Source organism: Cryocola sp. 340MFSha3.1 (genome assembly GCF_000383315.1).
Lineage (GTDB): Bacteria > Actinomycetota > Actinomycetes > Actinomycetales > Microbacteriaceae > Leifsonia.
Map to the genome: position 1 here is coordinate 704,321 of NZ_KB911087.1, position 12,530 is coordinate 716,850.

Sequence of the window (12,530 nt, forward strand, 5' to 3'; positions counted from 1 at the left end):
CACATGACCAGTGCGTTCCGCATCCGGATGACCGGCCGCTCCACCGACGAGCGCCACAGGGTGTCGAGCCCGCTCGAACTGCTCTTCGATCTGACCTTCGTCGTCGCGATCGCACAGGTCGCCGGACAGCTGGCGCACGCTGGTGAGAACGGGACAATCCTCGAGCACCTGCCGTTCTACCTGATGGTGTTCTTCGCCATCTGGTGGGCGTGGATGAATTTCACGTGGTTCGCCTCGGCCTACGACACCGACGACGTGCCCTATCGGCTCATGACCCTCGTGCAGATGGGCGGAGTCCTGGTGCTCGCGGCCGGCGTCCCCGCGGCGTTCGACCACGAGAACTTCACGGCGATCATCGTCGGCTACCTGATCATGCGGTTCGCGCTCGTCGGCCAGTGGGTGCGCGCGGCGATCGAGTATCCGGAGGGGCGCAAGACGGCGATCCGGTACGCGGTCGGCGTCTCGGCGGTCCAGGTGCTGTGGGTGGCGTGGGGGTTCCTGCCGACGCAGATCGCCGTCGCGACCTTCGTGCTCGGCGCACTGCTCGAACTGGCGGTGCCGTTGTGGGCCGAGCGGCCCGGGATGACGAGCTGGCATCCGCATCACATCGCTGAGCGGTACGGGCTGTTCACGATCATCGTCCTCGGCGAGTCGGTGTCGGCCTCCGCGATCGGCGTGCAGAACGCGCTCGCCCAATCCGGATTCAGCGCCGCCCTGGTGTGGATCGCGGTGGCCGGGCTGGTGCTCCTGTTCGCCCTGTGGTGGCTGTACTTTCTGGAGCCGGCCGCCGAAGGACTGCGGTCGCGACGCAACCGGTCGTTCTATTGGGGGTACGGCCATTACTTCGTGTTCGCGTCGCTGGCGGCGTTGGGGGCCGGGCTGGAGGTCGCGGTGCAGGCCGGCGCCGCGCACTCGGAGGCGTCGAACACGGCGGTCGAGTACGCGATGGCCGTTCCCGTCGCGGTGTTCCTGTTCATGCTCTACGTGCTGCACGCTCCGCTGGTGTCGGAAGTGGTCATCCGGCCGCTCAAGACGATCGTCGCGATCGCACTCGTGCTGCTTCTGCCGCTTGCGTCGCCGGTGATCGGCCTCGTCGGCGTGACGATCGGGATCGCGCTGGTCGCGGCCGCCCTCGTTGCGGTCACCCTGTTCGACCGGGCCGTCGCGGCGCGCCGCGCTGCCGTCCCTTCCTCCGCGCCCGCGTCTCCGTCACCTCGCGACTGAGCTCCCGAAGATTCGTGCCGAATGTGCGTTATGGCGGCGCTATAACGCACATTCGGCACGAATGTCGCGCCCACCGAGAGCGGAGGCCGCCGGAGATTTGGCGCAAATCTCGGTTATGGGAGCGCCATAACGATGATTTGGCGCAAATCGTGCGGGGAGGGCACCCCTTGCCGGAGCGGGGCGAGCGCGGGAGAGTCGGTGCATGAGCCACCGAGACGACCGCGCCGACCAGCTGACGACCGCCCCCGCCGCCGACGAGAGCGACGCCGACCCGCGGATCGAGGTCAGCGAAGGCTCGGAGGGCCGTCGCCGGATCGACGTGCGCGACGACGCGAAAGTCCGGCCGGGAGCGGACCCCGAGCACCGCTGAATCGCACAGTGACGCCCGCGGCCACGAGCAACGCCGCGAGTCCCGCGATCCAGGGCTCCCCCGTCGACCCGCTCGCGGCGAGCTCCGCCGTCGGGTCCGACGTCGCCGAGCCAGCCCCGACCGTCGCAGCCCCGCCGCCACCCGGTGCACCCGTGGCCGCATCCACCCCGTACACCCGCACATAGTCGAACGTCGTCGTGAACCCTCCCGCCGCCATCGACACCAGCCCGAGCCGGGGAGGCGTCGCCTGCAGCGGTGTCGTCCAGGCGCCCGCCTCGTCCCACGTCGCACCGTCGTCCACGCTGGTGGATGCGGTGTAGACGTTCTCGGTCGCGGTGTGCGTCCTGCTCAGCCGCAGAACGGTCGCCTCCGCCACCGGGCCGCCGACGGCGTTGCCGTAGGTGGGATACCCCGGACCTTCCGCCGTCTCCCGCTTGCCGAACTCGGTCTGCCGGGTCTCCCAGATCGACGTGACCGAGAGCTTCACGAAATTCGCGTCGTCCTGGTGGATGACCAGGCCGCCCTGCGCGTAGTTCTGGCAGCATCCCTCGCTCGGCACGGTGCTCGACACGCGCGTCTCGACGACGTAGTCACCGCTCGGCAGCGGCCGGAGGGGAAGGCCGGCGGCTCCCGGGTCGGGGCCGAGATCGGCCGCCTGGGTGTCCCAGTGCAACGCGCCACCAGAGAGGGATCGCGTCGCCGCGCCCGGGTCGCGCTCCCACGTCCAGGCGGGGTCCATCTCCGGACCGTCGAACTCGTCCGAATACCCGGAGAGGAGCATTCCCCGGCTGAGCGGGGCGACGAACGTCGGCGCATACGCAGCCGGATCACCCGCCGTCACCACAGGAGCGGGCTGCGGCGAGTCCGACGGCCCCGCCCCGCCCCGCACCACCGGCCAGCCGTCCTGCCAGTCGAGCGCATCCATCAGCACCGGACGCTTGGTGTAGGTGCCACCGCCCGCGACGTACGGGTCGGTACGGTCGACCGCGTGGTACAGCATCCAGCGCTGGCCGGTCGCATCGACCGCGCTGGTGACGTGGCCCGTGCCGATCCAGCGGTTGCCGTTCTGGTGCAGCACCGGGGTGCCGCCGACGCGCGGGTCGAGCAGAAGTGCGCCGGTCCGGTCCTCGAACGGACCGGTGGGCGACGTCGAGCGTCCCGCGAACACGCCGTATCCCGTCAGCGGCCCCGAGCAGCAGTTGGTCGCCGAGCCGAGCAGGTAGAACCAGCCGTCGTGCTCGATCACGTGCGTGCCCTCGTAGCGGTTCCCGATGGCCACCTGCACCTGGCTGGCCGGGTCGGAATGCAGGCCGTCGGCGGAGAGCCGCCGCACGGACAGGCCGCCGTAGTAGCTGCCGAAATACAGGTAGTGCTCGCCGCCCGCGGTCACCAGCTCCGGGTCGAACACCCAGCGTCGGTCGGCCGGGTCGGCGCTCCCGGGTGACGGCATCGGCTCCACCACCGGTTCGCCTGAGTCGACCCAGGGTCCGGCGGGGCTGGCGCTGGTGGCGACGCCGATCGCCGAGCCGCCACCGGGCGCCACGGTGTTCGTCGCCGTGTAGTACAGCAGGTACCGGCCGCCGACGTACGCGACGTCCGGCGCCCACATGTCGCCGTCGCCGATCCAGGCGGGCTTGGTGGGCAGCGCCTCGCCGACGAACGACCAGTGCACGAGGTCGGCGGAGCGGTAGGTGGGGATGCTCGAGAAGACGAGCGAGCCGTCGGGATTGCGCAGCGACGAGTCGATGACGTCGCGCGTGCAGTACAGGTACCACGCCGGATCGGCCGGGTCCTCCGACCGGATGACGTCCGGGTCGGCGCACTGCTCGGCGAGCTTCCCGCCGCCCAGGTCGAGGGGCAGCGGATTGCTGTACGTCGTGGTCGCAGCGGCGGCGGGATGCGCGGGAGCTGCGGCCATCGCTCCCACTGAAAAGACCAGCGCTGTAATCGCGGAGAGGATGAACAGAGACAGTTGGTGCGGGATCACAACTCTCCTTTGAGACGGAACGTGCGCCTAACGCTACAGCGCTGTAAACGATCCGCCAAGAGCATGAAAGCACCACAGCGGGCATGGGGAGATTTGGCGCAAATCGTGGTTATGGACGCGCCATAACCGAGATTTGGCGCAAATCGTGGTTATGGACGCGCCATAACCACGATTTGGCGCAAATCGTGATGCGTGCGGGCAACGCAGAACGGGCCGCCACCCGAAGGTGACGGCCCGTCCGTAAGAAGTTCGCGGTGTCTATCGAAGACGCCGGCTTCCGGCTGCGGTTATCGACGCAGACCGAGGCGCTCGATCAGCGAGCGGTAACGGTTGATGTCGATGTCCGAGAGGTAGCCGAGGAGGCGGCGACGCTGACCGACCAGCAGAAGCAGGCCACGACGCGAGTGGTGGTCGTGCTTGTGCTCCTTGAGGTGCTCGGTGAGATCCTTGATCCGCTTGGTCAGGATCGCGACCTGGACCTCGGGGGATCCGGTGTCACCGGGGTGGGTTGCGTACTCTTCGATGATCGCCTTCTTGGTGTCTGCATCCAGCGCCATAGAGGGATCCCCTTTCTGCTCGTTGCGCGGTGCCCGGGGCCTGATGCCTGGGCTCTCTTGATCCGCGGCCGTTAGACGGCAACTGGAAGAGTCTACCAGAGCATCCGGGGCACTCCCGCCCCGCGGCCACCGCTCAGGACGGCTCCGGCTCCGGCTCGAGGAGCGCGAATCCGGCGCCCTGGGGGTCGACGATCTCGGCCCACCGGCCGACACCGGGAGCGGAGAGCGGCTCGGTGCGCAGCGTCCCGCCGAGCTCCGTCGCGCGCACGATCGCCGCATCCAGGTCGGCCACATTGAAGTACACCAGCCAGTGGGCGGGCTCGGCGCCGTCGGACCGGTACGCGCCCGCCACGCTCGTCTCGCCGACGTCGAACAGCCCGTAGGGTTCCTCCCCCACGCGCATCTCGCTGATGCCGACGCCGAGGACCGACTCGTAGAACGGGAAGGTCGATGCGGGGTCGGCGGCCACCAGCTCCAGCCAGTCCACCGCGCCGGGCTCGTCGCGCAGCCACCGGTCGCCCGAATCCGTCCGCTCCCACAGCCCGAACACGGCTCCGGCCGGATCGGCGACGATGGCGAGCCGGATGCCGGCCACCAACTCCGCCGGCTCCACGAGCACCGATCCTCCCGCGGCCGTCACGTCCCGCGCTGCGACGTCGGCGTCGTCGACGGAGAAGTAGGCCGTCCAGCTCGTCGGGACGTCGTCCGACGGCAGCGGTCCGAGCGCGGCGACGGGGACGCCGCGTGCGCTGGCCAGCGCGAAACCGTTGGAGTCGGCCGACGGCGCCGACACCTCCCATCCGAACAGCGACCGGTAGTACGTGGCAGCGGCGGGCTGGTCCGGGCTCTGGAGGTCGACCCAGACCGGCGTGCCCTGCGGGAATGCGTCTTCGATCGGCATGGGCTCACGCTACTCGCCAGGGAGCGGTGCGGCGAGAGCCAGACGGAACCGGAGCGAACAGCCGGATGCGGTCAGACGCCCCGCAGCACCTGGTCCATGGCCGCCACCACGACCGGGCCGGGCGGTCCGTCGTCGTGGCGCGCCCACCAGACGAGCGCCGAGAAGTCGGCCGACCCGATGGCGTCGGCGAGCACCTGGACGCGCAGTCCCTCCGGATCAGCCCCGAGCCGGCGGGCCAGGAAGTCGACGAGGATGCCACGGTTCGCCGCCATCGCCGTCAGGCCGAACCCGACCAGGGCGGGATGCGTCCCCATGAGCGCCATCCGCCGGCGGGTGGCCTCCTCCGCTTCGGGGCTCAGCGTCAGGGACTCGGTCACCGCGCGGGCCAGCACATCCCGCAGGAGCTCGTCGTCCCCGGCGGCGTCGAGCACGTCGTGCATGCGCCCGACCACGGGCTCGATGCCGCCCCACACCAGCGCCGGCTTGCTCGGGAAGTAGCGGAACAGCGTCCGCCGCCCGATCCCGGCCAGCCGGGCGATGTCGTCCATCGTCGTCTGCTCGTACCCGTGCTCGTCGAAGTGCCGCAGGGCGAGCAGCGCCACCCGCTCGGGGTCGACGTCGGCCGGCCGGCCGCGGCGGCGGGGCGCTGGCGCATCCGGCGAGGTCATCCTCCGATCATGGCATTGCTTCGCTCGGCGCCGACGCCCGCACGCGCTCGACGGCCTGCGCGAGCGTACGTAGGCCGTCCGGGATCTGCTCCACCGGGATGCCGCCGAAGCCGAGCAGCAGGCCGTCCGGTCCGTCGCCGAGCCGGAACCGGGAGACCGGCTGCACGGCCACGCCGGCCACCGCGGCCCGCTCGGCGACTCGGCGCCCGTCGATGTCGCCGTCGGCCCCGTCGGCGAGCAACGCGAGGTGCAGCCCGGCGACCGACGGCACCAACCGGAAATCCGGCAGCAGCTCCCCCGCCGCGCGGACGAGCGCGTCGTGCCGCTGCTCGTAGACGCGGGTCGCCGACCGCACGTGCCGCGCGAAACCGCCGGAGTCGATGAAGCGCGCCATGGCCCGCTGCGTGACGACGTCGTTGTGCCAGTCGCTCAGCCGCTTGGCGTGCCGCAGAGCGGGCAGGAGGCTCGGCGGCGCGACCACGAACCCCAGCCGGAGTGACGGGGCCATCGTCTTCGAGAACGTGCCGACGTAGACGACCCGGCCGTCGGCATCCAGTCGCTGGAGCGGGTCGAGCGGGCGGGCGCCGAACCGGTACTCGCTGTCGTAGTCGTCCTCGATGACGACCGCGTCGTTGCGCGCGGCCCACTCCAGCAGTGCCACCCGCCGTTCGAGCGGGAGCACCCCGCCGAGCGGGAATTGATGCGACGGCGTGACGTACAGCAGCCGCGCCGGGGGCAGAAGGTCGACGCGGAGGCCGAACTCGTCCACCGGGACCGGCAGCACCCGGGCGCCGGTCGTCTCGAACAGCTGCCGGACGGGCGGGTAGCCGGGGTCCTCGACGAGGACGGTGTCGCCCGGGGTCAGCAGCACGCGGGCGAGCAGGTCGAACGCCTGCTGGGCGCCGTTGGTCACCAGCACGTCCTCGGGGGCGGCGTCCACCGAGCGCGCGAGGCCGATGTGTCGCGCGATCCCCTCGCGCAGGCGGTCGACCCCGGCCGGGTCGGCGTATAGGGTCGAGCGGGCGAAGCCGCCACGGAGCTCTGCCGTGACGTAGTGTCGCCACGTCTCCAGGGGGAAGAGTGCAGGATCGGGCGCGCCGACGCCGAAGTCGTAGGCGATCGGGCGCGGCTCGGTCCACAGGGGGTCGTCGAGGTCTGCCCAGGTCGCGTTCGGATGCGCGGCGCCGCGTCGCGTGTCCACGGAGGCAGGACGCCGTTCCGCGCCTCCCCGTCCTCTCGGTGGCGCGCCGGTGTAGGCGACGAATGTGCCCGCGCCCACCCGCGCGGCGAGGTAGCCCTCCGCCGTCAGTCGCTCGTACGCCGTCGAGACGGTCGAGCGCGAGACCTGCAGCCGCTCGGCGAGCTCGCGCGTCGCCGGCAGCCGCTCACCCCGGCGCAGCCGCCCATCCACCACGGCGTCGCGCAGCTGGCGGTAGATGCGGTCGGCGCGGTCGCCTCGACCGCCGATGGCGACATGCAGGTCCAGGATGCCCTCCGAGCCTCGACGAATGGCCTGATCGGAATCGATCGAAATGGATCTTACCCGTAGCCAATCGCATTCTTAGCGTGGAGGACATGACAGAACGCATCCAACTCCCCACCATCGTGCCCGAGGGCTACCGGAAGGTCATCAACCTCGACGGCTATGTCGGCGGCAAGGTCGAGGAGCCGCTCGGCGACCTCATCAAGCTGCGCGCCTCGCAGATCAACGGCTGCACCTACTGCGTCGACATGCACTCGGTCGACCTGCAGGGACGCGGCGTGCCGCTCCGCAAGGTCTTCGCCGTCTCCGCCTGGCGCGAGTCGCCGTGGTTCACGGACCGCGAGCGCGTCGCGCTGGAGCTCACCGAGGCCGTGACGCTCATCCACGAGGACGGCGTGCCGGACGAGCTGTACCAGCGGGCGCTGAACGAGTTCGGCGAGGAAGGCCTGGCGAACGTGCTGCTGGCCATCGCGACCATCAACATCTGGAACCGCATCGCCATCCCGACCCGGATGCAGCCGCCCGCGCTGTAGGTCGCTGTCCTCCGGGTGCGGTCCTACCGGTGCCGTCCCACCCGCATCCGCTCGCCGGAAAGGGAGGACATTCCGCCCCTCAGTCCGGCGACCCGCCTCCGATCGCGGCATTCTGCGGCGTACCGACGGCGGATCTCCTCCGTTTCCGATCCGACCCGCGGTCGAGCGGCGACTGCAGCTTTCGGAGGAGATCCGACGGCTGACGGCCCCGAAACGCCGGGAACGGAGGGGATGGTGTCGGCTTCGGCCGGGATCTCCTCCGTTTCCGACGCGCACGGCACGGGACACCCCGAATGACGAAGCGCTCCCCCGGCCGTGCCGAGGGAGCGCTTCGTTCGTCGGGTGATCCGTTCAGCTGACGCCGAGCAGGTCGATCACGAAGATCAGGGTCTTGCCCGACAGCGGGTGACCGCCGCCGGCCGGGCCGTAGGCGAGCGCCGGCGGGACGGTGAGCTTGCGGCGACCGCCGACCTTCATGCCGGGGATGCCCTCCTGCCAGCCCTTGATGAGGTTGTTCAGCGGGAAGTTGATCGACTGACCGCGGCTCCAGGAGGAGTCGAACTCCTCGCCGGTCTCGTACTCGACGCCGAGGTAGTGCACGTCGACCTTCGCGCCGGGGGTGGCCTCGGGGCCGGTGCCCTCGACGATGTCGACGATCTCGAGGGTCTCGGGAGCCGGTCCCTCGGGGGCGTCGACTTCCGGCTTCTGGTTGGTGTTCTCTGCCATGCCTCCCATCCAACCGGTGCCGGGGTGCGGCGTCAAAGCGCGTTCGCTCACCGCGCAGCCGCGATCGGGGGTTGCGCTCGCCGCGCGCCGGGGGCATCCTTGACGCATAACTCGATCCCCCGGGAGCGCTGCAGGCATCGCCGCACCACCGGGGGTCGAGTCTGTTAAGGGCTCGTGCGCCGCCCGCGGAGTCAGGCGCCGCCGAAGACCTTGCCCGGGTTCAGGATGCCGAGAGGGTCGAACACGGACTTCAGCTTCACCTGCAGTTCGTAGGAGTCCGGTCCGACCTCGTCCGCGAGCCAGCGTCGCTTGAGCACGCCGACGCCGTGCTCGCCGGTGAGGGTGCCGCCGAGGGCGATGGCGGTCCGGAACAGGTCGTTCGCCGCGTCCCACACGGCGTCGGGCACCGTGTCGCCGGTGTAGACGAAGTTGGGGTGCAGGTTGCCGTCGCCGGCGTGGGCGACGGTCGGGATGGGGATGCCGTACCGCTCGGAGATCCGCTCGATCGCGGCGAACATCTCCGGCATGCGCGAGCGCGGCACCGCGACGTCCTCGATCAGCACCTCACCGGAGGAGGCCAGCGCCGGGTGGAACGCGCGGCGCAGCGCGAGCAGGCGCTCCCCCTCGTCCGCATCCGCGGCGACCCGGACGGTCCCGCCGGTCTCGGTCAGCAGCTCACCGGCGGCGGCCGCATCCTCCGCCGCCGTCGCGCCGTCGAACTGGACGAGCAGGTAGGCCGCTCCGCCGGTCGCACCGAACGCGTCCTCGATGGTCTCCGGGCCGAGGTAGGCGGAGATGCGTTCGAGCGCCGGCGCGTCGAGCAGCTCCATCACGGCCGGGCGCAGTCGAGCCGCCGTGATGCGGGCGGCGGCCTGAGCCGCCGCGGTCACATCCGGGAAGAGCGCACCGAGGGTGACCGGCTCCCCGGGCGGGATCGGCTGAACACGGACGGTGGCGCCCACGATGACGCCCAGCGTCCCTTCCGAGCCCACGAACAAGGCGGTCAGGTCGTAGCCGGTGACGCCCTTGACCGTGCGGTGCCCGGTGCGCAGGAGGCGTCCATCCGCGAGCACCACCTCCAGCCCCAGGACGGCCTCGCGCGTGACGCCGTACTTCGCGCACAGCAGCCCGCCGGCGTTGGTCGCGATGTTCCCGCCGACGGTGGAGATGGCCTTGCTCGCCGGGTCGGGGGCGAAGAAGAGGCCGTACGGCTCCAGCGCCGCGTTGAGGTCGCTGTTCACGACGCCGGGCTCGATGACGGCGAGCTGGTCGTCCGCCGAGATCTCGATGATGCGGTTCATCGCGGAGACGTCGAGGACGATGGATCCGTCGGTGCCGTTCGCGCCGCCCGCCAGGCCGGTGCCCGCACCCCGCGGCACGACCGGGACGCGGAACTCGCTCGCCGCCCGCAGCGTCGCCTGCACGTGCGCCACCGATCGCGCGGTCACGATCGCGAGCGGGCGGCCCTCGGCCACCCATCCCGAGCGGTCGGTGCGAGCGGCGTCCAGGAGTGCGGGGTCGGTCGTCAGCACGCCGGCGTCGGCGGCCTCCTCGCCGAGCGCGGCCGCGAGCCAGTCGAGTACGTCCATGCCTCCCAGGCTAGCGATCGGGACGGCGAGTCGGCCGCGCGGTCATGTCCGATTTCCGCTATCGGATGTCGGCGGCGGGTGTCACGCTGGTGGACATGAGCACGCTGCAGCATCCCCCGTCCGTCGCGACAACCGGCCCGGCGACGGGCGCTGCCGGCACCGGCTCCGACGGCCCGCTCGCCGACCCGGTGTTCGCCGAGCGCTACCGGGCGATGAGCGCCAAGGATGCGCGTTTCGACGGGCAGTTCATCACCGGCGTGCACACCACCGGCATCTACTGCCGCCCGAGCTGCCCGGCGGTGACGCCGAAGCCCGGCAACGTCACCTTCTATCTGACGGCGGCGGCCGCACACGAGGCGGGGCTCCGCGCCTGCAAGCGCTGCCTCCCGGACGCCGTGCCCGGTTCACCGGAATGGAACGTCCGCGACGACCTCGCCGCCCGCGCCATGCGGCTCATCGCCGACGGCACGGTGGAGCGGGAGGGCGTCCCCGGCCTCGCGCGCCGGCTCGGCTACACCCCGCGGCACCTGAACCGCGTGCTCACCGCCGAGCTCGGCGCCGGCCCGCTCGCGCTCGCCCGCGCCCACCGTGCGCAGACCGCGCGCCTGCTCCTGACCGGCAGCGACCTGCCGATCACCGATGTGGCCTTCGCCGCCGGCTTCAGCAGCGTCCGTCAGTTCAACGAGACCATGGCCGAGGTCTACCGGCTGACGCCCGGTGCCATCCGGACCGCGGCCCGCCGCTCCCCCGCCGCCGCGCACCGCGAGCCCGGCACGGTGACGCTGAGCCTGCGGCTTCCCGCCCGCGCACCGTTCGACGGTGCGTCGGTGCTCGGCTTCCTCGCGGCCCGCGCGATCGACGGGATGGAGGTCGCCGGCGCGGACGCGAGCCAGGACGGCGTCGGGTATGCCCGGGCTCTCCGGCTCCCCCACGGCCCGGCGGTGGTGCGGCTGACCCTCACCGGCACGTCCGAATCCCCCGCGGTCCAGTGCGACGCCTCCCTCGCCGACGTCGCCGACCTGGCTCCCCTCGTCGCGCGCGTGCGCCGGCTGCTCGACCTCGACGCGGATGCCGAGGCGATCGACGCGGCGCTGGCCGCCGACCCCGCGCTGGCACCCAGCGTCGCGGCGTCGCCCGGGCTCCGCGTGCCCGGGGCCGTGGATGCGGAGGAGATCGTCTTCCGCGCCCTCATCGGACAGCAGGTGTCGGTCGCCGCAGCCCGCACCGCGCTGACCCGGCTCACCGACGCGCTCGGCGAGCCCATCGACCTCCCGGTGCCCGGAGGCGGCACCCTCACCCGCCTCTTCCCCACTGCCGCCGCGATCGCCGAGCGCGGGCGGGAGGTGCTCCGCGGGCCGTCCCGCCGGATCGACGCGATCGTCGGTGCCGCCGCGGCGCTGGCCGACGGTCGCCTCAGCATCAACGTCGGCGAGTCGCGCGACGACCTCGAACGCCGACTGATGGAACTGCCGGGCATCGGCCCGTGGACGGCCGGATACGTCGCCCTGCGGGTGCTGGGCAGCCCGGACATCCTGCTCACCGGCGATCTGGCGCTCCGCCAGGGTGCCGCGCGGCTCGGCCTCCCGGGGGATGCGCGCGGGCTCGCGGAGTACGGCGCACGCTGGGCGCCGTGGCGCAGCTACGCCGTGCTGCACCTGTGGCGGGCATAGCGAACGAAGCCCCGCCGTGCAGGCCTCGCTCCTCCAGGCAGGCCTAGGATCGGAACGTGCCCTCCCTGTCCGTCGTCATCCCGGCCCTCGATGACGCCGAGATGCTCGCCCGCTGCCTGGACGACCTCGCCGCGCAGCTCCGACCCGCGGACGAGATCATCGTGGTGGACAACGGCAGCAGCGACGGCACCGCCGATGTCGCGCGCGCCGCGGGCGCCCGCGTCGTCGAGCAGCCGCAGCGCGGGATCTGGCCCGCCGCATCCACCGGCTACGACGCCGCGACCGGCGACATCATCGCGCGGCTGGATGCCGACTCGCGCCCGCCGGCCGATTGGCTGCTCCACATCGAGGCTGAACTCGTCGACGCCCCGGAGGTCGGCGTGCTCACCGGCCGCGGCGTGTTCTACGACGGCAACACGGTCGTCGCCGGTCTCGGGCAGGTGCTCTACATCGGCGGCTACTTCTGGTCGATGGGGATCTGGCTGGGGAACCCGCCCATCTTCGGCTCCAACTTCGCCATGCGCCGCGAGGTGTGGCTGGATGTGCGCGACCGCGTCCACCGCGACCGTGGCGACATCCACGACGACCTGGACCTCGCCTTCCACCTGAGCCTCGACACCGTCGTCCGGTACGACGAGCGGCTCACCGTCGGGATCTCGGCGCGCCCGTTCTCCACCTGGCGCGGCTTCGGGCGGCGGCTGCGCTGGGCGTACACGACGCTCAGCATGCACCTTCCGGACCAGTCGCCCTGGCGGCGGCGCATCGCCCGCCGCCGACTGGCGCACGACAGGGAGCGGGACGCGCCGGGCGCGGTCGCCTGAA

General features: G+C 71.7%; 11 protein-coding genes. 4 read left to right on the forward strand and 7 right to left on the reverse strand.

All coding sequences use genetic code 11. The annotated features are described in order from the left end of the window. The first annotated feature begins 3 nt into the window (after positions 1-3). Positions 4-1,224 (forward strand): low temperature requirement protein A, encoded by a 1,221-nt coding sequence (locus H284_RS0103365; protein ID WP_231371059.1) that lies wholly within the window; start codon positions 4-6, stop codon positions 1,222-1,224. A gap of 284 nt (positions 1,225-1,508) precedes the next feature. Here H284_RS0103365 and H284_RS0103370 read toward each other — a convergent pair whose 3' ends face one another. From H284_RS0103370 to pdxR, 5 genes are all read right to left on the reverse strand, one after another. Continuing rightward, the gene (locus H284_RS0103370; RefSeq protein WP_020075152.1) at positions 1,509-3,512 is read right to left on the reverse strand and encodes a family 43 glycosylhydrolase; all 2,004 of its coding nucleotides are present in this window, start codon (positions 3,510-3,512) and stop codon (positions 1,509-1,511) included. A 356-nt stretch (positions 3,513-3,868) separates the two neighbouring features. Beyond that, complete coding sequence (rpsO, locus tag H284_RS0103375) at positions 3,869-4,138, reverse strand: 30S ribosomal protein S15 (RefSeq protein WP_018190446.1); 270 nt, start codon at positions 4,136-4,138, stop codon at positions 3,869-3,871. A gap of 133 nt (positions 4,139-4,271) precedes the next feature. After that, positions 4,272-5,039: a VOC family protein gene (locus H284_RS0103380; protein ID WP_020075153.1), complete on the reverse strand. Its 768-nt coding sequence runs from the start codon at positions 5,037-5,039 to the stop codon at positions 4,272-4,274. A gap of 71 nt (positions 5,040-5,110) precedes the next feature. Beyond that, positions 5,111-5,707, reverse strand: coding sequence for an acyl-CoA-like ligand-binding transcription factor (locus H284_RS0103385; protein WP_020075154.1), 597 nt, complete (start codon positions 5,705-5,707; stop codon positions 5,111-5,113). A 7-nt stretch (positions 5,708-5,714) separates the two neighbouring features. Beyond that, positions 5,715-7,241, reverse strand: coding sequence for a MocR-like pyridoxine biosynthesis transcription factor PdxR (pdxR, locus tag H284_RS0103390; RefSeq protein WP_502685487.1), 1,527 nt, complete (start codon positions 7,239-7,241; stop codon positions 5,715-5,717). Positions 7,242-7,282: 41 nt separating this feature from the next. On the opposite strand from pdxR, the gene H284_RS0103395 reads away from it, so the two are divergent. Then, positions 7,283-7,723: a carboxymuconolactone decarboxylase family protein gene (locus tag H284_RS0103395; RefSeq protein ID WP_020075156.1), complete on the forward strand. Its 441-nt coding sequence runs from the start codon at positions 7,283-7,285 to the stop codon at positions 7,721-7,723. 351 nt (positions 7,724-8,074) lie between these two features. On the opposite strand, the gene H284_RS0103400 is transcribed toward H284_RS0103395, so the two are convergent. Together H284_RS0103400 and H284_RS0103405 are read right to left on the reverse strand one after the other, a co-directional pair. Beyond that, positions 8,075-8,449, reverse strand: a complete 375-nt coding sequence (locus H284_RS0103400; protein ID WP_018190441.1) for an FKBP-type peptidyl-prolyl cis-trans isomerase — start codon at positions 8,447-8,449, stop codon at positions 8,075-8,077. Positions 8,450-8,640: 191 nt separating this feature from the next. Beyond that, the gene (locus H284_RS0103405; RefSeq protein ID WP_020075157.1) at positions 8,641-10,038 is read right to left on the reverse strand and encodes an FAD-binding oxidoreductase; all 1,398 of its coding nucleotides are present in this window, start codon (positions 10,036-10,038) and stop codon (positions 8,641-8,643) included. A gap of 65 nt (positions 10,039-10,103) precedes the next feature. Here H284_RS0103405 and H284_RS0103410 point away from each other — a divergent pair, with 65 nt between their 5' ends. Together H284_RS0103410 and H284_RS0103415 are read left to right on the forward strand one after the other, a co-directional pair. Then, complete coding sequence (locus H284_RS0103410; RefSeq protein ID WP_020075158.1) at positions 10,104-11,708, forward strand: AlkA N-terminal domain-containing protein; 1,605 nt, start codon at positions 10,104-10,106, stop codon at positions 11,706-11,708. 56 nt (positions 11,709-11,764) lie between these two features. After that, positions 11,765-12,529 carry a glycosyltransferase family 2 protein gene (locus H284_RS0103415; protein WP_018190438.1) on the forward strand — a complete coding sequence of 255 codons (765 nt, stop codon included), beginning with the start codon at positions 11,765-11,767 and terminating at the stop codon, positions 12,527-12,529. Position 12,530: the final 1 nt, after the last annotated feature.

What these genes read in the sequence shown, in the direction of transcription:
- H284_RS0103365 (WP_231371059.1), top strand. Translation starts at nt 4, where the DNA reads ATGACCAGTGCGTTCCGCATCCGGATGACCGGCCGCTCCACCGACGAG.
- H284_RS0103370 (WP_020075152.1), bottom strand. Translation starts at nt 3,512, where the DNA reads ATGGCCGCAGCTCCCGCGCATCCCGCCGCCGCTGCGACCACGACGTAC.
- rpsO (WP_018190446.1), bottom strand. Translation starts at nt 4,138, where the DNA reads ATGGCGCTGGATGCAGACACCAAGAAGGCGATCATCGAAGAGTACGCA.
- H284_RS0103380 (WP_020075153.1), bottom strand. Translation starts at nt 5,039, where the DNA reads ATGCCGATCGAAGACGCATTCCCGCAGGGCACGCCGGTCTGGGTCGAC.
- H284_RS0103385 (WP_020075154.1), bottom strand. Translation starts at nt 5,707, where the DNA reads ATGACCTCGCCGGATGCGCCAGCGCCCCGCCGCCGCGGCCGGCCGGCC.
- H284_RS0103395 (WP_020075156.1), top strand. Translation starts at nt 7,283, where the DNA reads ATGACAGAACGCATCCAACTCCCCACCATCGTGCCCGAGGGCTACCGG.
- H284_RS0103400 (WP_018190441.1), bottom strand. Translation starts at nt 8,449, where the DNA reads ATGGCAGAGAACACCAACCAGAAGCCGGAAGTCGACGCCCCCGAGGGA.
- H284_RS0103405 (WP_020075157.1), bottom strand. Translation starts at nt 10,038, where the DNA reads ATGGACGTACTCGACTGGCTCGCGGCCGCGCTCGGCGAGGAGGCCGCC.
- H284_RS0103410 (WP_020075158.1), top strand. Translation starts at nt 10,104, where the DNA reads ATGTCGGCGGCGGGTGTCACGCTGGTGGACATGAGCACGCTGCAGCAT.